Genomic DNA, 19,732 nt, shown 5'->3' with positions numbered 1-19,732 from the left:
ACGGCTTCAGTCTGATGGCACCTCAGCGGTACTTCACAGGCTGATGAGGGCCATCAAGAGCGCGATCACGTGCAGAGCGACGGCTCCGAAGCGGCGGTCACGGTGCTGCTCGACATCGACCTTCTGGAAGCAGCCGGCCACCGTGCCCACGAAGTGCGGGACCAACAGGACCACCCACCAGGTCGAGCGGTCGAGGACGAAGACGAGCGCGATCAGCACGGCACCGACGGCCGCCTGGCCGCGCCAAGACCACGTCACGATGCGCTCACTGCGTTGGCGCTCGGGTTCGGCCAGCTGCTCGGGAATCGTCTTCTCGAACTCCACCAACCTGCTGCTGATGTTCATCAGCCGGGCGTACTCCACCGCGAACTGGTCGTCATCGGCGTCATGGTTCAGGACCTCGGCATGGCGGGCGCCGACCTTCTGCTGAAGCTGCGCGAACTGTTCCTCGATGTTCTGCTCAGTGCTGCCCACCGAACCACCCCCACCCGCGATGCGACGACACGCCGACCGGTCACTTCCCCGCCGACGGTCACCGCCAGCCGTCAAATCGATCGACCGTACCCACAGCTGTCCGGGCCCCGTCGGGTAATCGCACGCAGTGGCCGCAACCTTGCCGATCACGCCCGTGCACCGCTGCCTCACCAGGGGCCTGCACGGCGATGGCAGATACAGAGCACGGGCGCAGCCGACGGGTGGTGCAGTCGCCGGGGATGGCGATGGCGAGCCCCCGGGGGCCCGTGGTGGTGCGAAGCCGTTACTGCATGAGCGCGGCGAGGGCCTGCTCAGCCATCTGGATTCCCTGCGTTGCCGCCATGGTGGAGGCGCCCTCCAGAAGCTTGTCCTTGAGCTGGGTGGCGAACTGGCGCAGGCGGCCCGGCTCGGGGTTGCCGGAGGTTGCCTCGGTGTGGAGTTCCTGGGCGACGCGCTCCAGTCCCACGCGGTCCGTCCCGGGCATGCCCAGGATGGGACTGACCTGGCCGATGTACCCGGCGAGCTGGATGAACAGCGTGGGGTCGACGCCGTCGGTGTTGTTCTGGGTGAAGTGCTGCTGCTCGCCGATGATGACGCCCTGGGCGTTGGGCAGGTAGGTGTTACGTGGTGCCGGGGCGGGGCTGGTTGACGTGGTCCTGCACGCTTCCTCCGGTCAAGGCGCAGCTGACGCCCTGGGGTGTGATGGCGACGGTGGCGGGTTCGGCGGGGCGTGCCGGGGCAAGCCCGCCCACGTCCCCAACGGTCCGGCGGGGGTCGTTCCCGTACAGGGCGTGCGGGCCAGGATGAGCGCGGTCCGGGCGGGGCTGGTCCCGCGAGCGGACCGCACCCCCCGGTGACAGCCGCCCGGGAACGCCGACGCGCGTCGCGCCCGGTCCCGGCCTGCCCCCTGCTCATGGCGGCTCTACGACATGTCGGTTTCTCGCCGCCTCCATGTGGTGCGCGGGGTCCGTCCGACTCTGTAGACCCGGGGGAGCACACCCACCCCGGAAGGAGCAGGACAACCATGTTCCGCAAAGCAACACCTGCCAGACGACGGCTCACCGCCGCCGTCCTCGCAGCCGGGATGACAGGTCCCCTGTTGGGCCTGTCCGCCCTTCCCGCCCAAGCGGCCTCCGTGCCCAGCCCGTTGGGCGCCGCCGTGCCCGACGTGCCGAAGCAGGCCCTCAAGTCCGAGCGGGACAAGCTCGGTTCGCACGACCGCACCCTGCTCCAGAAGGCCGAGAGCAAGAAGGCCGCCACGGTCACCGTGATGCTGGCCACCGACCGCGGCGACACGGCCGACGTGCGCCGCCGCATCACCCAGCTCGGCGGCACCGTCGGCGACGTCACCGACAAGCTCGGTTACGTGCGCGCCACCGTGCCCACCGGCAAGGTCACCGAACTGGCCGGGCTGTCCTCGGTGCGCGCCGTCGACCTGAACGAGACGTTCAAGATCCCCGACCCGTCGCCGATCACCGGTGCGGACCGGAAGCAGGACGGCTCGTCCGGCACGAAGAGCGGCAGCACTCCCGCCGCGCCCGGCAAGGGGACCCCCGCCGACAACCCGTATCTGCCCACCGGCGAGACGGGCGCCACCGACTTCACGTCCGCTCACCGCAACTGGGACGGGCGCGGCGTGACGATCGGCATCCTGGACACCGGCGTGGACGCCGCGCATCCCGCGCTGCAGAAGACCACGACCGGCGAGCCGAAGATCAAGAACTGGGTCACGGCGACCGACCCGCTCACCGACGCCGACCCGACGTGGCTCCAGATGAGCCGCACGGTCACCGCCACCGGCGGCACGTTCCGGTTCAGCGGCGTGGACTACAAGGCGCCGGACGGCACGTACGAGTTCCAGACCTTCGCCGAGAGCACGACGTACGGCGGCGAGCTGGGCGGCGACGTGAACCGCGACGGCGACTACAAGGACACCTTCGCCGTCCTCTACCGGCCCGCCGACCACCGCGTGTGGGTCGACGCCGACCTGGACCACACCTTCGGTGACGGCGACATCGTCGAACCGTACGCGAAGAGCGGGAAGTTCGCCTCGTTCGGCACGGACGACCCGAGCACCCCCGTCACCGAGTCGATGCCGTTCACCGTCGAGTACCGCGACGACGTGGACCTGTCGCCGCTGGGCGGCGCCAACGTCGGCAAGAGTGCCGACTACGTGAACATCGGCATCGTCTCGGGAGCGCACGCCACGCACGTCGCCGGGATCAGCGCGGGCAACAGGCTGTTCGGCGGGAAGATGAACGGCGCCGCACCCGGCGCGAAGATCGTCTCCGAGCGGGTCTGCCTGTTCGCGTCCGGCTGCACGGCGTACGCGCTCGCCGAGGGCATGATCGACGTGGTCGTGAACCAGCACGTCGACGTCGTCAACCTGTCGATCGGCGGACTGCCCGCCCTCAACGACGGCAACAACGTACGGTCCGTGCTCTACAACCGGCTCATCGACGACTACGGCGTCCAGATCGTGTCGTCGGCCGGCAACGACGGCCCCGGTATGAACACCGTCGCCGACCCCGCCGTCTCCGACAAGGTGCTCGCGGTCGGCGCGTCCGTCAGCAAGGACACCTGGTGGGCCGATTACGGCTCCCGGGTGCGGGCCTCCCAGTCCCTGTTCCCGTTCTCCGCGCGCGGGCCGCGCGAGGACGGCGGCATGAAGCCGGAGATCGTCGCCCCGGGCGCCGCCGTGTCGTCCATACCCACCTGGATGCCCGGCGAGAGCGTGCCGGACGCCGGCTATGAACTGCCCGCCGGATACGGCATGTTCAACGGTACGTCGATGGCGTCCCCGCAGGCCGCGGGCGATGTCGCGCTGCTCCTGTCGGCTGCTCGGCGCTCCGGTACGAAGGTGACGCCGGCCGCGCTGCGCTCCGCGCTGACGAGCTCGGCGACGTTCCTCGACGACCAGCCCGCCTACGCGCAGGGCGCGGGGCTCATCAACGTCCCGGCGGCGTGGAAGCTGCTGGCGAAGGGCTCCGAGCCGACGTCGTACACCGTCGACGCCCCCGTGTGCGGGGCGCTCGCCGGAATGCTCGCCACCCCGAAGTCCGGCACCGGCGTGTACAACCGCTGCGCCCCCGAGGACGGCGGCCAGACCACCACCCGCACCAAGGAGTACGACGTCCGGCTGACCCGCACCGGCTCCGGCAGCGGTGTCGCGAAGCTGTCGTGGCTGGGCAATGACGGCACGTTCAGCGCCCCGCCCGTCGTGGTGCTCGGCAAGGGCAAGGCGACCACCGTCACCGTCCGCGCGCGGACCGGCTCCACCGGTGCGCACTCGGCGCTGCTGCTCGTCGACGACCCGACGACCCCCGGTGTCGACAAGCTCGTCCCCGTCACCGTCGTGGCCGCCGCCGACCCGGCGAAGTCCTCGTACACGGTCAGCTCCAAGGGGTCGGTGGACCGCAACCAGACGCGTTCGGTGTTCGTGTCCGTGACCGAGGGTGCCTCGGCGCTGAAGGTGGACCTGAGCGGGATCGCGGGCGACAGCCAGACCCGGTTCCTCGCCGTCGACCCGCAGGGCATGCCTGTGGACGAGACCGCCGTCAGCCTCTGCTACACGAACTTCTCGGACGCCGGGACCTGTGACCCCGCCTCGCGCACCTACGAGCAGCCGATGCCCGGCATCTGGGAGTTCGAGGTGGAGGCGCGACGCACGTCGCCCGTCATGGAGAACCCGTACCGGCTGAGCGCGGCCGTTCAGGGTGCCACGTTCGACCCGGCGTCGTCCGTGGTCGCCGAGGCCGCCCTGCACGCGCCCACCCAGCAGGCCTTCACCGCCGTCAACCGGTTCGCGCCGGTGACCGCGCACGCGACCGGCGGCTCGCTCGGCGCCCTGTCGCAGGCCCGGCCCACCGTCTCCTCCCAGGCGATGACCGGCAAGCAGATCACGGTGCCGCGCGACGCGACCCGCCTGGAGGTCGTGCTGGGCAACGCCTCCGACGAGGACGCCGACCTCGACCTGTACCTGGTCGCCCAGTCCGGTGCCCTGGTCGCCTCGTCCACGCACGGCGGCTCGCGTGAGTCGCTGACCATCAACAACCCGAAGCCCGGCTACTACTACCTGTACATCGCTGGCACCGACGTGCCCTCCGGTTCCACGGAGTTCGACATCCAGGACACGATGTTCTCGAAGTCGCTGGGTGCGGTGACGGTGGACGACGAGAAGCCGGTGAAGCTGGCCACTGGGCAGTCCATGACGATCGCCGGGCGCCTCGTCGCGGAAGCCGTGCCGCCGGCCGGCCGCCGTCTGATCGGCCGGTTCTCGATGGCTAACGACGCGGGTACGCCCCTGGGCAGCGCGGACGTGTTGCTCGGCAACGTCACCGTGCCGTCCCTCGACGTCACCGGGTCCTTCGGCCCGGCCAGCGGCTTCGGCTTCAACGACCAGGGGCAGGTAGCCGGTTCGGCACAGGTCTCCGCGGTCACCCGGCCGGTCCGCTGGGACGCCGAGCACGGCGTCACGCTGCTCGACAACACCGGGGTGCGCAACGGCAGCGCCCTGGGCCTGAGCCGGTCCGGTGCGTACACCACGGGTCAGGTGACGCTGACGGCCGGCGGCACCCGCGGAGCCGTGTGGGACGCGGACGGCAAGCTCACCACACTGCCGCTGCCGGACTGGGAGGCGTACAGCTTCGACCGCGGCTTCGCGGTCGACGACGCCGGTAACGTCGTCGGCAACGCCACGGGGTACATCAAGAACCCGGCGACCGGCGGCAGCCTCCAGGTCAACGACCCGTTCATCTGGTCCGCGAAGGACGGGTTCCGCAAGCTGCAGCACCTGACCGACCAGCGCACCCTGACCGAGCCGCTCGCGATCAACGAGTCGGGCGTCATCGTCGGCCACTCGTACAAGGCGGGTGTCCGCCACGCGGTGAAGTGGAGCATGGACGGTTCGGTCACCGACCTGGGCACGCTGCCCGGCATGACCGACAGCACCGCCGAGGGCGTCAACGCGTCCGGTGTGATCGTCGGCAAGAGCGGCGACGACGCGTTCGTCCTGAAGCCGGGCGGCACCATGACCCGGCTGCCCGACCTGGGCTTCGACGCCCAGGCGCTGGCGGTGAACGACGCCGGCTGGATCGTCGGCACCGCCGAGTTCGAGCCCGACATCGAGACGGCGGTGCTGTGGGACCCGCAGGGCCGGATGTACGACATCGGCTCCATGGTGGACCGCAAGCACTGGGTGCCCCTGGAGGGCCTCGGCATCAACAACCGGGGTGAGGTGGCGTTCTACGCCACCGACGTGACGGCCCGGGGATCGACGAAGATCGTCATCGCCAAGCTGCCGTCCTGACCGTGTCCTTCCCGGCTGCCCGCTCGCGGGCAGCCGGGAAGGCACCTCCGCTCCCCCGGCCGTCGGCCGACGGCCTCATCCGTGAGCCGTCGGCCAGGAGAATGCCGGCGTCCGGTTTTCGCCATGGCGGGAACTCGACACCCTCCGCCGGTGCGCCAGGTGTTCCGGACCGGATAAACCGTTCCCATGCGATCCATACCCAGACGCCGATACCTCCCCGCCGCCACCGCGCTCACCATGGCGCTGATCGGGTGGGGATCGGTCACCGCCCCGGCGGCCGACGCCGATCCGGCCGCCGGGGCCGGGGCCAGTGCCCCGGCCGGCACGTCCTACGACATCACCCTCGTCACGGGTGATCTCGTGCACTACACCGACCTGCCCGGGAACCACGACGTGGTGACCGTGGACCCGGCCGGGGCGGGCTCCGACGGCGTCGAGGTGCAGACCCGCGGCGACGACACCTACGTCATCCCGCGCCAGGCCATGTCTCTGCTCGCCGCCGGGAAGCTCGACGAGCGGCTGTTCAACGTCACCGGCCTGGTGGCGATGGGGTACGACGACGCACACACGGACACCGTTCCGGTGATCGCGACCGCCCCGGCCGCCGTCCGCACGGCGAAGGCACAGCCGAAGGTCCCGGTCACGCCCGAGGGCACCGAGTCGGTCCGTACGCTGTCCTCGATCCACGCGAAGGCGCTGCGCGCCGACAAGGGCCGGACCACGTCGTTCTGGAAGGACATCGCGCCCGGCTCCGACCCGAAGTCCCTGTCGGGCGGCATCGGCAAGCTGTGGCTCGACGGCAAGGTCGAGGCCTCGCTCGCCACCGAGACCGCGCAGATCAAGGCCACGGACGCCTGGCAGCAGGGCCTGGACGGCACGGGCGTCAAGGTCGCCGTGCTCGACACCGGCGCGGACCTCGACCACCCGGACCTCGTCGGGCAGGTCGACGCCACCGCGAGCTTCGTGCCCGGCCAGGGCGTCGACGACGGCAACGGCCACGGCACGCACACCGCCTCCACCATCGCCGGTACCGGAGCCGCCTCCGGCGGCAAGGAGAAGGGCGCGGCCCCGGGGGCCCGCCTCCTGGTCGGCAAGGTGCTCGGCAACGAGGGCACCGGTGAGGAGTCGTACTCGATCGCGGGCATGGAGTGGGCCAAGGCGCAGGGCGCGGACATCGTGTCGATGAGCCTCGGCACCCCTGACGGGTCCGACGGCACGGACCCGACGTCGCAGGCCGTGAACGAGCTCTCCGCGGACGGCGGCCCGCTGTTCGTGATCGCCGCGGGCAACGCCTACGACCCGGGCACCATCGGCTCCCCGGGCGCCGCCGCCTCCGCGCTGACGGTGGCCGCGGTCGACAGGAACGACGACCGCGCCGAGTTCTCAAGCCAGGGCCCGCTGATCCGCACGCACAGCCTCAAGCCGGACGTCTCCGCCCCCGGCACGGACGTGTCCGCCGCCGCCTCGCAGTCGGTGCCGGGCTGGACGGGCGGCCTGTACCGAACGATGAGCGGTACGTCGATGGCGACGCCGCTCGTGGCGGGATCGGCAGCGATCCTCAAGGAGCGGCACCCCGACTGGAGCGGCGAGCGCATCAAGAAGGCGCTGATGTCGACGTCGGACAAGACCGCCGAGACGCCGTACGCGGCGGGCACCGGCCGGGTGAACGTGGCCTCGGCCATCAGCGCCACCATCGAGGCGACGGGCTCCGTCGAGGCCGCCGCGTACGACTGGCCGAACGCCGACGCGCAGACGGAGACCCGCACTGTCGCCTACCGCAATGACGGCGCCGCGGACGTCACGCTGGCCCTCGCTCTCGACACGGACGCCGACGCGTACTCGCTGTCACAGTCCTCGGTGACGGTCCCCGCACACGGCACCGCCACGGTGACCCTGACACTCGACCCGTCCAAGGTCCCCGCGGGCACCACGTTCTCCGGCCATGTCGTCGCCACGGACACCGCGACCGGCCAGGCGGTCGCGCACACCGGCTTCGCCCTCTTCAAGGAGGCGGAGATGTACGACTACACCATCAAGCTGACGGGCCGGGACGGCAAGCCGCTGTCGGGCAACGTCGCACTCCACACGTCGGACTCCAGCGAGTCCAACATCATCGCCGTCGACGGTGAGAAGACGCTGCGCCTGCCGCCCGGCCGCTACACCACGACCGCTTACGTCGAGGTACCCGGCGACACCGCCGACTCGCTCGGCCAGGCGCTGCTGATCTCGGACGAGGCCACGCTCGGCGAAGGCCACTCGTCCGGAACGGCCGACCTGGACGCGACGAAGGTGCGCAAGGCGTACGCGGTCCCGGAGCGGGAGAGCGAGGAGACGCAGGCCGTCTTCAACCTCCAGCGCACCTACGACGACGGCGCGGGCGTCAACTGGTCCACCTCCTGGATACTGGCCGCCAAGTACGACTCGCTGTACCTGGCGCCGACGAAGAAGGTGTCGGACGGTTCGATGCGTGCGTTCCTGCACTGGCGGCTGCGGCAGAAGGCGCTCGACGCAAAGACCGGCAACGGGCGGGACATCGAGCTGACGGCGCAGCCGGACACCGCGTACCACGACGGCTCGTCGACCCTGCGCACCGTGTACGCGGGCCGGGGCACGGCGGCCGACTACACCGGCCTCGACGTCCGCGGCAAGGCCGTGATCGTCGACCGCACCAGCGACGTCACCCCGGCGGCGCGGGCACAGGCCGCCGCCGACGCGGGCGCGACGCTGCTCGTCGTCGTCAACAGCACCCCGGGACGCCTGTACCAGAGCTACGGCGGCGCCGACGGGCTCACCGTCGCCTCCGTGCGGCAGGGCGACGGCGCACGCCTGATCTCCGAGGCCAAGTCGGGCAGCGGCCGGCTGCGGGTGAAGCAGCAGCAGTACCCGGACTACAGCTACGACCTGGTGCAGCAGTTCAAGGACGTCATCCCGGACAAGTCCCTGGCGTACAAGCCGGACGACCACGATCTGGCCCGCGTGGAAAACAGCGTGTATGCGGCGCCTGGCACCCTCGGCTACGGCGGGCGCTACTTCATCCCGGCGTGGGGTGCGGGTCTGGGCGGTGACGCCTACGAGAAGTGGTCGCGGACGACGACGGAGTACGTCACCGGCAACACCACCGCCGTCGGGTCCTGGTACGAGCAGCACACCGGACTCGGAGCGGCGGACGGCTACTTCGAGCGCGCGTCGACGGACTCGTACGCCGGTGGCCGCCGCTATGACGCCGCCTGGTTCAAGCCGGTCCAGGCCCCGCGCCTGGGCGACACGTACGTCCCCTACCAGACGAGCACCAACACCCTGAGCTGGAACGTCGCCATGTGGTCCGGCGGTGACGACGGCCATGTCGGGGCCGGCGGCGGCACCAAGCAGACCACGCTCTACCGCGGCGACACCCAGCTGGCCACGTCCAAGTCCCAGTCGGGCCGTGCGTACAACCTGTCGGCGGGCTCGTACAAGCTCATCGCGACCGGGCAGCGCACCACCGCCGCCTGGCCCGGCACCACGAGCACGAGCACCACGTGGGGCTTCGACTACAAGCCACTGCCGACAGGAACGGCCCGTGCGAATGTGCCGATGCTGAACCTCGACTACGACGTCGACACGGATCTGCAGGGCACGGCCAGGGCGGGCAAGCGCCTCACCCTGGGCCTGCGCTCGGCGACGTACGACGGGGCGACCGCTGCCACGTCGGCCGCCCTTCAGGTCTCGTACGACGACGGGGTGACCTGGCAGGACGCCAAGCTCAAGCGGGCCGGTGACGGCAGCTGGACGACGGTCCTGGACACACCGCGCGACGCGAAGTCGGTGTCGCTGCGGGCGACGGCCGGGGCGCCGGGCGGGCTGACGATCGGCCAGGACGTGAGCCGGGCGATCACGCTGAAGTAGCGGCAGGGGCGGGGTGGGTGTAGCCGGGGGAGGTCACACCCACCCATGCTGACCGGCGTACCAGCCCAGCTGGAGCCGCGAGGTCGCACCGGCGTGGGACATCATCAGCTGGATGCGGCGCTGCACGGTCCGGGCCGAAAGACCCACCTGCGTGGCAACGGCGGTGTCGGTGAGCCCGGCGAGCAGCAGTCGCAGGATGTGCACGTCGACCGGGTCGAAGCCGACGCCCGCCGCCTCCTGGTAGGGGCTGGCGCGCTCCCACACCTGCTCGAACAGTTCCCGGGCCATGTGGGCAAGGCCGCCGCGCAGCACGACCGCCGGGTCGACGTCGGCGTCCCGCCCGTGCAGCGGCAGCATCGCCACGGATTCGTCGCAGAGGATCAGCTTGTACGGCACTTCGGTGACGGTCCGGACCCGGACCCCGTCGGCCAGGGACTGCGCTACGTTCTCCGCGGCACCCGGTTCGCGCAGGAAGCCCTGGTCGATGACGGCACGCACCCGCACGTCGCGGGCCATGGCCGTCACCTCCTCGCTGTCCGCCGGGGTGACCGCCTGGGGCCTGCCCGCCGAGAAGATGTCGATGGTGCTGCGTGCGGACAGCTGCAACTGCCGGTAGCGGGTGCTGATGGCCTCGCTGCCCTCGACGATCTCCACGAGTTCGCGCTGGGCACGGTCCGCGGTCGCCATGCGGTACGTCTCCGCGAGCCGCGCCACCGTCACCTCGGCGCGCTGCAGCCGCTCGCGGTGCGCTGCGAGCTCGGCGCCCAGCGCGACGGCCGGGGGCGCCGCGGAATACCGCTGGCCGTCGGCGGCGCGGACGACGAGGCCACGGGCCACCAGGGAGCGCAGTGCGGCGGTGGCCCTTTCGGCGGGCAGGCCAGCCGCGTCGCCGATCTCTTCCGCACGGACCGACGTCCGGGCGATGAGCAGCCGGTAGACCGCCGCTTCGTCCGGCACGAGGCCGAGCTCGTCGAGTTCCATGCCCCCGCCCTCCGCTGTCCGGTGGCCATCGGGCACCGAATGCATGGTAAGCCCGAGCGTCTCAGCCACGCGGTGCCCGATCAATCCCGGGATCAACCCTCGACAGCACTGCGGTGTCCCGCGGCGAATCGGTACGCGGTGACGCTCATCGGGACGGTGGCCCGGGGCCGGTTCCTCACCTGACGTACGCAGTTGGGCGGGTGACCCGCACCGGTACGAACCCCGTCGCCTCCACCCGCCGGTGCGGGCACTTCGGCCGCCCTCGCCACTGGCTGAGTGCCGGTACGGATCACCGTGCACGCGGGTCCCTACCCGGTTCGATCTTCCTGGCCACCACGGCGGCGGGCTCGGTGTGGTTGTCGACCTCTACGAACAGCACCGGGACCCCGTCCTCCGGCGCCTGGAGCACCGCGTCCGCACGCAGACTCCCCCGCGCCGGCGTCGTGAACGTCCCCGCCACGGGGAGAGCGACCTCCGTCTCCCACCCCCGCAGATGCCCCAGACCCCGGGGCCGGGCCGCCAGCACCCGGGCCTGCGCGGCCACCGCCGGCCCGGTGCCGGCACGGCGGGCGATGGGTTTCGTGGGAAGGGGTGGAGACTGGCGGAACGCGTCGATCGTGTCTGTCACCGCGAGCGCGTGCTCGGCGGGAGCTCCTGGCGGTACGTCATCTCGGTGACGTACCGCCGGAACCGGAGACGTACACAGCCCCCGCGGCCGAGACCAGCCACCAGACCGCAAATCTTCCCTGCGGTACAGGCCAGGTCCAGGAGTGGGCCCGTGAGACCGATGGCGACCTCACGAGCGGATTTGACCGTGATTCCAGCAGCCTCGAGGTACACCACTACGGTGACCGCAGCCCAGCCCCGCTCCGCAACTGGGATCCACGAGGCATGGACATCGCCCGTACTGGGTTAACACCAACACCACGACCAGCGCATAGGAAAGACTCAACGAAACTGATCACCACTCGGGCAAATTGACCACAGCTGACCAACGATCACTCCACCTGGCCAAGTGCCAGCTCAGCACGCAGCCCACGACCTCCTCGCCTCCATCACCGAGCCCGCGCGGCCGGAGCTTGAAGCGCTACCACCCACAGACACCAAAATGATCAGCCCAGGCCAGACCACGTCCTATTGATCAGAAAAACCTCCCCTGGACACGTTCGGTCTGCGCGGCCGGTGGGAGGAGGAGCTGGAGGCCAGGTTCCTGGACGACTTCGAGTTCGCGTGGGGGTCGCGGATCCGCTTCAGACGGTGAGGAAGCGTCAGAGGAGTGCGCATCGCGCGGGCGTGCGGGCGGGATCACGAACGCGGGTCGACCGCCGGGACCGGCTCCCTTTCGGGGAGTCGGCTGGCCACGGCGCGTTCCGCGCGCTGGTCCGCCGGCTCGCCCTGGGGCGGCGAGGCAGGACTCCGCCGGGCGGGGCGGGTACGGGCACCGGCAGCCGGTGTTACGGCTGTGCGTGCTGGTTGTGGAGGCGGTGGAGCGCGGCGCGCAGGCATGCCCCCTCGTCGGTCGGGGGGATCTTGAGGCGGGCGGGGTTCATGGACGTGAGGCGGGCCAGGGCGTCGTCCAGGGCCTGGGGGCTGGGCGGGTGGTGGCGGGTCGCGGACTGGAGGCGGCAGAGGGCCTTGTAGAGGGTCTGGGAGATCCCTGTGCCGTACGCGGTGAAGGGCGCCATGGCTTCCAGCAGCTCGTCGGCGGGCGAGCGGGGTGCGGTCTTCGGCGGCGCGGCCGGGAGCGGGCGAACGGCGGCCACAGGCGCGGCGGTGGCGAGGCGGCGGCGGTAGGCCTTCTGCCGGCACGCGGGTCGGCAGTACATCGAATCCGCACGTCCAGACGTCACGGACTGTTCGCAGGAGGCGGACGGGAGGCCCGACCCGTGGCCGCCGTGACGGATGCGGGTGCGGGAGGTCCGGCAGGCGGGCGAGCATTCCGGCCGCCGGACCAGTAGGCGCGGACGGGACACCGGGCCCCGTACAGACGGCGGCCCGTACGGCGGCGGGCGCCGTACGGGCGGCGGGGGCGGCCGGGGTCGTCCCGGGCCCGGGGGCGGCGTCGCCCCGCGATCCCCCGCCCCCCGGCCCGGGCCGTACGGACGGCGCCGGGCGAACCCGGCACAAGTCCAGAGCCCGCAGGCGCACACGCGGGGCGCTTCGGCTCGGCGCTCACCCCTTCCGGAAGAGGGACGCCAGAGCGGCGAGCGAGCCCGGCACCGCGGCCACCTCGGCCATCACGGTCAACGGAGTCTGCGCGCCCGGCCAGGAGTGAACGACGACGGCCGCCACGACACCCGTCAGGAAGAGGAATGCCACCGCGACGGTGCACACGGCGGGTGCGAGCCAGGACGGTGTGGAGCCTGGTGCGGGCGGAGCCGGAGGCAGGGGGGCGGGTGCCGGGCCGGTGGCCGGCTGCTGGAACTGGGGAGCGTTGGACGGCTGCGGGACGGTGGTCATACGGGTTCCCCTCGACGACGGTGTGTACGGACAGGTACAGGGGTGCCTGGTCCGGCGGCTGGTGCAGTCCCGGCCGGACAGGAACGGCGCTCGGCCCCCGCGATCCGGAAACGGGGGCCGAGCGCCGAGCGGCACCATGCGGCAGGACAGGACAGCGCCTGCCTTCTCCCTTAAAGGACTTATGGGGTGGGAACCGTGAAATGCCACGGTCCGCGACCGGGCTTTTTCTGGGGCCACCGGGCCGTCGCGACTCGGCGGGCCGGCTGCGCGGGCGAGTTGAGGACAGCGTCCGCAAAGACCGTCGCCGCCCTGGCCGTGGGCGGGCAGGCGCTACGGGTGTGCGTGCCCGGTTGTGCAGCTGGACGAGTCGGCGCGCGGGCGGCGTGACCGGGGCGCTCCGCCGCAGCGTGCGGGCAGGGCGCCGCACGTCCCGGTCCGGTGCGGGTTACCGGCCGCGTCCCGGGCGGCGGTTGGAAGCGGTCTGCCCGCGGTGGGCCGCGTTCGGACGTGGAGTCCGTGCACCGGGCCGGGCGGCGTGGGGTCGGGTCACTGCTGTCTGCGGGCGCAGGCGACGACCAGGGCCGCCGCGGCGACGAGGAAGCCGCCCACGGTGAGCATCGTGTCGAGGGGTCCGGAGGCGCCGGGGCGGACCAGGACGATAAGACCGGCGATGCCGCACAACAGCATGGCGACCGCGACGGCGAGACACACCAGGGCGACCTTCGCCCACTGCGGGAAGGCCGACGCCGTCGGTGCCGGACCCGCGCCCGCGCGCGGGGCCGGGGCCGGGGCGGGGGCGGGGTCGGGGTCGGGCGGGCCGCCGGCGGCAGCCTGGTCGGCGGGCGGCCGCTGCGGGGGCTGGGGGGCGGTGGGCATGGGGAAGTCCTCTCGGTGGTGGCGCGTACGTCGGTGAGGGCGCGGGTGCCGGGCGTCCGGGCATCGACTGCCGCCTCGGCCGGAGCGGCCAGGAGGCGGAGCACGGGCCAGGTGCTCGTGTGATGGGGCGGGCTGCCGAGGTGAAGGGTCAGCGCCTTGCGGCGCGGCGGGGTGAGAAGGCCCTCGGGTGAGGCGGGGAGTCGAAGGTGCCCGGCTGGGGGGCGGAGGCGCTGTCTTCGAGGGGTGGTGCGGCGGGCTGGCGGCTGCCCCGGACCGGCGTGGCGGTTGGCGCCGCCATGGGATTTCGCCTGCGCGGACCGCCGACCGCACGACGGTTTCGGGAAGCGGCTTTTTACGCGAGGTGCGGCAGGGAGTTCGCGGTCCTCGTCGTCACGTCACCTGTCTGGGAGCTCGGTCCGTCATGTCCGGCCGGCACCGGGGTGTGCCGGAGTGCGGGATCGGTCTGGTGCATCGTCTGTCCCGGTACGGGGGGCGACGGACTTCGCCGGGGCGGCCGGGGGGCCGCGGCCCGGGCTCGTCCGACGGCGGCCAGGCGCGAGACGACGGTCGCGGGCTCGGTTCCGGTGAGGGTGGCGATCTGATCGATGCTCAGCAGCAGGGTGGTACGCAGGACGTAGGCGTCCTCGGCGGGGTTGGAGGGGTGGCCGCTGCGGCGTGCGACAGCCCGGGTGAGCCGCTGCCAGGCCCAGGCGGAGGGGTGCTGTTCGGCGACGACGGTGGTCCAGGTGCTGGCGACGAGGTCGAAGAGCTGGGAGACGGCTACCTGTGCCTCCTCCGGGGTGAGGTGGGCGGCCGCGTACGCGTGGTAGGCGGGGCGGTGAAGGTCGTAGAACGCGTTCGTGAGGACGGCGAGCGACGGCGGCTTCATGAGCGTCTCCCTTCTCTGCGGTCCCGGTCAGCCGAAGGCGCCTGCGGAAAGGGTGCTAACCTCGCCGTTTCGGTTGGCCTGAGGCGGCGTCGATGATCGCCAACTGTTGGGTGGCCGAGGTGATTTCGGTGCTGGGGCGTGTCGGAGTCCCGACGCGGTGGTCGGGTTCTCCGGGTTCTTTCGGGTTGTGGGCGGACGGAGGCTTGCCGGTCAGCTGGCGGGTCGGGGCAGTGCGGCGAGGCGGTGGAAGGCCGTGGCCAGTTCGTGTCTCCACGGCCAGGTCGCCGATATACGCAGGTGGAGGCGTCGACCGCCGCGGGTGAGGCGTGCGGCGACGTGCAGGAGCCGGTAGCGGAGTTTCTTCGGCTCGGCGGTGGCCAGCTCCCCGTCCAGAAGGAGGACGCGGGTCCAGGCGAGCAGGTCGATCGCGGTGAGGCTGAGTTCGAGCCAGACGGCGTTGTGAACCGCCCCGGGTTCGGTAGAGACTTCATATTGCGGTTGTGACCTGGGGTTTCGTGGTCGCGCGGTAGTAGTTGGTCTCGTATTCGACGGGTGGGATGTGCCCTATTTCACCGTGGAGCCGGCGGTGGCAGTACCAGTCCACCCACTCCGCGGTAGCGAGCTCGACCTGGGAAAGAGTCCTCCAGGGGCGCCCCGGTTTGATCAGCTCGGTCTTGAACAGGCCGATCGCGGACTCCATGAGGGCGTTGTCGTAGGCGTCGCCGACCGAGCCGATCGAGGCGGCGATGCCGGCGGCTGCCAGGTGCTCGGCGAGCCGGAAGCTCGTGTACTGCGACCCGGCATCGGAATGATGTATCAACTCGCCGCGCCGGTGGGGGTGTTCATCGCGGTCGCGTTGCCACAGGGCCATGTCCAGAGTGTCCAGGACGAGCTTGGTCTCCTTCGATGTGGCAGCGGACCAGCCGACGATCCGGCGGGAGAAGGTGTCGACGACGAAGGCGACGTAGACGACCCCCGACCAGGTCTTGACGTGGGTGAAGTCGGCGACCCAGTAGCGGTTGGGGGCCGACGCGACGAACTTGCGGTCCAGCAGGTCCGGTGCCCGCTCGACGCTGCTGTCCTGGATCGTGGTGATGACCTTCCTTCCGCGGACGGCGCCGGTGATGCCGAGCTCGCGCATGAGACGTTCGACGGTGCACCGGGCCACGGTGTGGCCCTGTCGGTGCAGCTCGCGCCAGACTTTCCTGGCGCCGTAGACACGGTAGTTGGCCTCGTGGACCTCGGTGATCGCGTCCTTGAGGACGGCGTCCCGCACCTGTCTGGCCGAAGGTTCGGCGGCGCGTTTCTTCGCCGCGTAGTAGGTGGAGGGGGCGATCTTGCAGTCGTGCTCGGCGAGTACGCGGCAGATCGGCTCGACACCGCCGAAGCGGGCCCGGTGCTCGTCGATGAACGCTACGAGCGTGTGTGTGGCCGGTCGAGCTCGGCCGCGAAGAAAGACGCCGCAGCCTTCAGGATGTCGTTCGCGCGGCGCAATTCGGCGTTCTCCTTCTTCAACGCCTTCATCGCCGCGGACTCCTCCGACGTCGTGCCCGGACGCTGCCCGGAGTCGATCTCGTCCCGCCTGACCCAGTTCCGCAGGGTCTCGGCCGAACCGATACCGAGCTTCTGGGCGACCGCCCGCACGGCAGCCGACTCGTTCGGGTAGTCACCGCGGACCTCGCCGACCATACGAACCGCTCGTTTGCGCAGCTCAACGGGATAAGAGGAAGGGCGTGCCATGACTCAATCCTTTCACGGAATTGAGTCTCCACTCGACCCGGGGCGGTTCATTGACGCCGAAGTCTCGGGAGGGGAAGCGGCCGAAGCCGGTGGTCTTGCCGCACCGGATGTGGTCCTCGACAGTGGCATGTCCGCGGTGGCGGACCTCCAGGAACTGGGCGGAACCGCCGCCGGAGTACGGGGTGTCGGTGAGAAACACCTGATGCCGCAGGCCCTCGTCCTGGTCGAACAGGGACAGCTGGGCTCCGGGGTGCGGCCGCTCGCGGCGCACGATGATGCGGGTGCCGGCCGGATAACCGTCCAGATCGACCATGCCGGTCAGCTCGGCTACCTCGGCACCATCACGCAGAGTCCCGTCCTGGTCAAGGGCGGGATACCAAAGGCGCTCAGGCATGGCCCGGACAGCGCGGCGGACCGGCTCGGTGACCGCGTATCCGACCGAGAAGAAGGTACGGATTCCTCGTTTCCGCACGTCGCGGACGTGGGCGAGGAAGGCTTTCGCGGATCCGGCACTGTCGGTGCGGACGAGGATGTCGGTGCCGTGCCGATGCGCGTCCGGGATTTGCGCGAGGGCGTCGTCCAACACCGCGATGTGATCGGCGGCGGTGTTGGCACCGGCGTTTCCAGGACGCAGTCGGCCCGACAGTGCCTCGCCGGTGTTGGCCAGGAAGCACAGCAGCGGGTGGAAGCCGAAGCCGCCTTTATAGGTGGGTGCGGCCAGCTCCTTCTCGGAGTGGCAGGTGATCAGCGTGGCGTCGAGGTCCAGGACCAGCCCGGGCAGAATACGTCCCGCGGCCCGGGCCGTGAGTATGCCCTCGCCTTGCTCGGCGGCCTGCAGCCAGGCAACTTCCCGGGCTTGGGCACGCGCCGAGCGCAGAGAAGCCAGTGTCCTTGCATCCGTGTCGGCGAGCAGTCGCCAGGCCGTCGGTGTCGAGGCGACCGAACCGAACACCCCTACCTGGTCCCGCAGTACGGCCAGGTCCGCGATGGCCTCACCGCCGTCGGCGAGCATCACTGCCAGGTCAGTGGCAATCCGGCCCGGATCATGCCCGGTCCCACGCGGCCGAAGCGGCCTGAGCGCGGTGGAGTACGCGGCGGTGAGCCCGGTGGCATCAGCGAGATCAGCCAGCAACCGTGCCCCGGCATGACCGACCACCCCCGAACCATCCGCGCTGACCTGAATCTTGGGACGCAACCCGATAGCCTGCACGTAGAAAGTGCCCTCCGCCTGGACCGACAGAACCCCTCAGCAAGGTTCATCGTCCCAGGTCAGGAAGGCACTTTCGCGTTTCCGCCCCAACAGCTCCCGTAACCAAACGAAACGGCGAGGCTAAGGCGGCCTTGAACGGATGTAAGGAGAACCGGCGCCCCGTCACTCAGCACAACTGCTGGCGGTCGCCTCGAGTTCCCTTTACAGATGTGACATTTCGCCAGGTCAGATTGGCTTTCGCTGCGGGTCTGGCCCCGTGCATAGTCCTGGGCGGCAAGAGGGCTTTCAGGAGGGGGAATCCGGCACACCATGAGGACCGATAAGGCTTCAGGCGGCACGTCGGCGGGCATACCACCGCAGTCACGGTGGCGGCCTCGGCCGTCGTGGCTGATCGCGCGAGGGGTGCTGCTCGAACGCGGGCCGCGGCGGACGCTGGCGCTGGCAACGTTCATCAGCATGATCGGCAATGGTCTCTTCATGACCGGCGCCGCTCTGTTCTTTACCCGCTCGGTCGGCCTGTCGGTGACGCAGGTCGGTCTGGCCATGGGGGTGGCGGCCTTGGTGGGCCTGGTGGCTGGGGTGCCGGCGGGGCGGGTGGCCGACCGGCACGGGCCGCGTGAGACGTACCTGGTGATCCAGTGCGTGCAGGCCGCGGCGATGGCGGCGCTGGTGCTGGTGCACTCGTTCTGGGCGTTCGTCCTGACCATCTCGCTCACCCAGTTCGCGGCCTCGGCCGGAGCTGCGGCCCGGGGGCCGCTAACGCGCGGCTTCGCGGGGCCGAACCCGACGAAGTACCGGTCCTACCTGCGGGCGACGGCCAACCTCGCCGGAGCGTGCGGTGCGGTCATGGCCGGCGTGGTGGTGCAGGTGGACACGCGAGGCGCGTACGTGGCACTGATCCTGGCCAACGCCCTGAGCTTCCTGCTCTGCGCGGCCATTGTGACCCGACTGCCGCACCTGCCGCCTGTGCGCGAACCGGAGCCCATGTCCGCATCGGAGGCGCCCTCTGCCAGCCAGTGGGGCGTCCTGAAGGACCTCCCGTACGCGGTGGTGACCGCGCTCGACTCGCTCCTCTCGCTTCAGGGACACGTTCTGGTGTTCGCGCTACCGCTGTGGATCGTCGGCCACAGCCAAACACCCCACTGGCTGATCGGGGCATGCGGGGTGGTCAACACGCTGATGGTGGTGGCGTTCCAGGTACGGGCGAGCCGGGGTGTCGTCGACAACGCCTCTGCGGGACGGGGCGCGGTCCGTTCCGGCGTGGCGTTCCTGCTCGGCATGGCGGCGATCGCGGCTGCTGCGGGGATGCCAGGGTGGCTCGCCGCCGTGCTGATCGTCGCGGGTGTCGTCGTGCACACGATCGGCGAGCTCTGGCACGCGGCGGCCTCGTTCGAGCTGAGCTTCGGACTCGCGCCCGCCCGGGCTCAGGGTCAGTACTCCGGACTTCAAGCCACCGGAACGGGCCTGGCGAGCTCCCTGGCGCCGTCGGTCCTGGCCCTGTTCTGCATCACCTGGGGCGTTCCCGGCTGGCTGGCGCTGGGCGGCGTCTTCGTGCTTGCGGGATTGGCGATGCCGTCTGCGGTCCGGTGGGCCGAGCAGAGCCGCGCGGCAGCAGCAGGGCAGGACGCTGTTCTGGCATGACCAGGTCCTCGCTTCCGCCCAGGGCGTGCTGGAACGGCTCTCCCACAACCCACCCGCCGCCAGACACTTAACGATCCTCACCGCGTCCCACAGCTTGAAGCCACCAAGTGAGATGACTCCGAAGACGAGCAATCCGAACGCCCGGCGTTATCGTCAGTGGTCATAGGCGGTCAGTGAACCTCTTTCATCCTGTTCCGCAGGAGTGAAATGGGCTGGTCAGCGGGTGTGGTGACGAGGCAGGGCCCCTCGTCGTTGGCACGGTGATTCC

13 protein-coding genes and 2 pseudogenes are annotated in these 19,732 nt (G+C 70.8%); 3 read left to right on the top strand and 12 right to left on the bottom strand.

Annotated elements, in window-relative coordinates; all coding sequences use genetic code 11:
• Nucleotides 1-33 precede the first annotated feature (33 nt).
• The 3 genes from OHA55_RS34265 to OHA55_RS34255 form a co-directional block, all read right to left on the bottom strand.
• Nucleotides 34-474, bottom strand: coding sequence for a hypothetical protein (locus OHA55_RS34265; RefSeq protein WP_266713993.1), 441 nt, complete (start codon nucleotides 472-474; stop codon nucleotides 34-36).
• A 283-nt stretch (nucleotides 475-757) separates the two neighbouring features.
• Nucleotides 758-958 carry a hypothetical protein gene (locus tag OHA55_RS34260; RefSeq protein ID WP_266713991.1) on the bottom strand — a complete coding sequence of 67 codons (201 nt, stop codon included), beginning with the start codon at nucleotides 956-958 and terminating at the stop codon, nucleotides 758-760.
• Nucleotides 959-1,094: 136 nt separating this feature from the next.
• Nucleotides 1,095-1,226, bottom strand: coding sequence for a hypothetical protein (locus OHA55_RS34255; protein ID WP_266713989.1), 132 nt, complete (start codon nucleotides 1,224-1,226; stop codon nucleotides 1,095-1,097).
• Between the two features lie 272 nt (nucleotides 1,227-1,498).
• On the opposite strand from OHA55_RS34255, the gene OHA55_RS34250 reads away from it, so the two are divergent.
• Together OHA55_RS34250 and OHA55_RS34245 are read left to right on the top strand one after the other, a co-directional pair.
• Nucleotides 1,499-5,782, top strand: coding sequence for a S8 family serine peptidase (locus tag OHA55_RS34250; RefSeq protein ID WP_266713987.1), 4,284 nt, complete (start codon nucleotides 1,499-1,501; stop codon nucleotides 5,780-5,782).
• A 186-nt stretch (nucleotides 5,783-5,968) separates the two neighbouring features.
• Nucleotides 5,969-9,667 carry a S8 family serine peptidase gene (locus OHA55_RS34245; RefSeq protein ID WP_266713985.1) on the top strand — a complete coding sequence of 1,233 codons (3,699 nt, stop codon included), beginning with the start codon at nucleotides 5,969-5,971 and terminating at the stop codon, nucleotides 9,665-9,667.
• 33 nt (nucleotides 9,668-9,700) lie between these two features.
• Here OHA55_RS34245 and OHA55_RS34240 read toward each other — a convergent pair whose 3' ends face one another.
• The 9 genes and pseudogenes from OHA55_RS34240 to OHA55_RS34200 all read right to left on the bottom strand — a co-directional run.
• Complete coding sequence (locus OHA55_RS34240) at nucleotides 9,701-10,648, bottom strand: helix-turn-helix domain-containing protein (RefSeq protein WP_266713983.1); 948 nt, start codon at nucleotides 10,646-10,648, stop codon at nucleotides 9,701-9,703.
• Nucleotides 10,649-10,937: 289 nt separating this feature from the next.
• Nucleotides 10,938-11,276, bottom strand: a complete 339-nt coding sequence (locus OHA55_RS34235) for a replication-relaxation family protein (protein WP_266713981.1) — start codon at nucleotides 11,274-11,276, stop codon at nucleotides 10,938-10,940.
• 826 nt (nucleotides 11,277-12,102) lie between these two features.
• Nucleotides 12,103-12,498 carry a hypothetical protein gene (locus OHA55_RS34230; RefSeq protein ID WP_266713979.1) on the bottom strand — a complete coding sequence of 132 codons (396 nt, stop codon included), beginning with the start codon at nucleotides 12,496-12,498 and terminating at the stop codon, nucleotides 12,103-12,105.
• A 322-nt stretch (nucleotides 12,499-12,820) separates the two neighbouring features.
• Nucleotides 12,821-13,108 (bottom strand): hypothetical protein, encoded by a 288-nt coding sequence (locus tag OHA55_RS34225; RefSeq protein ID WP_266713977.1) that lies wholly within the window; start codon nucleotides 13,106-13,108, stop codon nucleotides 12,821-12,823.
• Nucleotides 13,109-13,654: 546 nt separating this feature from the next.
• Nucleotides 13,655-13,984 carry a hypothetical protein gene (locus OHA55_RS34220; protein ID WP_266713975.1) on the bottom strand — a complete coding sequence of 110 codons (330 nt, stop codon included), beginning with the start codon at nucleotides 13,982-13,984 and terminating at the stop codon, nucleotides 13,655-13,657.
• Nucleotides 13,985-14,336: 352 nt separating this feature from the next.
• Nucleotides 14,337-14,873, bottom strand: a complete 537-nt coding sequence (locus OHA55_RS34215; RefSeq protein ID WP_266713973.1) for a hypothetical protein — start codon at nucleotides 14,871-14,873, stop codon at nucleotides 14,337-14,339.
• A 210-nt stretch (nucleotides 14,874-15,083) separates the two neighbouring features.
• A pseudogene (locus tag OHA55_RS34210) lies at nucleotides 15,084-15,332 on the bottom strand (transposase); the annotation flags it as partial.
• A gap of 28 nt (nucleotides 15,333-15,360) precedes the next feature.
• A protein-coding gene (locus OHA55_RS34205) for an IS3 family transposase (protein ID WP_266704634.1) occupies nucleotides 15,361-16,613 on the bottom strand; the annotation gives its coding sequence in 2 pieces (ribosomal slippage) (nucleotides 15,361-16,331 and nucleotides 16,331-16,613; 1,254 coding nt in all).
• A gap of 46 nt (nucleotides 16,614-16,659) precedes the next feature.
• A pseudogene (locus OHA55_RS34200) lies at nucleotides 16,660-17,853 on the bottom strand (IS1380 family transposase); the annotation flags it as partial.
• A 372-nt stretch (nucleotides 17,854-18,225) separates the two neighbouring features.
• On the opposite strand from OHA55_RS34200, the gene OHA55_RS34195 reads away from it, so the two are divergent.
• Complete coding sequence (locus OHA55_RS34195) at nucleotides 18,226-19,464, top strand: MFS transporter (protein ID WP_266713971.1); 1,239 nt, start codon at nucleotides 18,226-18,228, stop codon at nucleotides 19,462-19,464.
• Nucleotides 19,465-19,732 lie beyond the last annotated feature (268 nt).

This window comes from Streptomyces sp. NBC_00102 (genome assembly GCF_026343115.1).
In the GTDB taxonomy this organism is placed as follows: Bacteria; Actinomycetota; Actinomycetes; order Streptomycetales; family Streptomycetaceae; genus Streptomyces.
The sequence above is the reverse complement of the archived record's forward strand: the minus strand, read 5'-3'. Positions and strand labels throughout refer to the sequence as shown.

What these genes read in the sequence shown, in the direction of transcription:
- OHA55_RS34260 (WP_266713991.1), bottom strand. Translation starts at nt 958, where the DNA reads ATGCCCGGGACGGACCGCGTGGGACTGGAGCGCGTCGCCCAGGAACTC.
- OHA55_RS34250 (WP_266713987.1), top strand. Translation starts at nt 1,499, where the DNA reads ATGTTCCGCAAAGCAACACCTGCCAGACGACGGCTCACCGCCGCCGTC.
- OHA55_RS34245 (WP_266713985.1), top strand. Translation starts at nt 5,969, where the DNA reads ATGCGATCCATACCCAGACGCCGATACCTCCCCGCCGCCACCGCGCTC.
- OHA55_RS34240 (WP_266713983.1), bottom strand. Translation starts at nt 10,648, where the DNA reads ATGGAACTCGACGAGCTCGGCCTCGTGCCGGACGAAGCGGCGGTCTAC.
- OHA55_RS34225 (WP_266713977.1), bottom strand. Translation starts at nt 13,108, where the DNA reads ATGACCACCGTCCCGCAGCCGTCCAACGCTCCCCAGTTCCAGCAGCCG.
- OHA55_RS34220 (WP_266713975.1), bottom strand. Translation starts at nt 13,984, where the DNA reads ATGCCCACCGCCCCCCAGCCCCCGCAGCGGCCGCCCGCCGACCAGGCT.
- OHA55_RS34215 (WP_266713973.1), bottom strand. Translation starts at nt 14,873, where the DNA reads ATGAAGCCGCCGTCGCTCGCCGTCCTCACGAACGCGTTCTACGACCTT.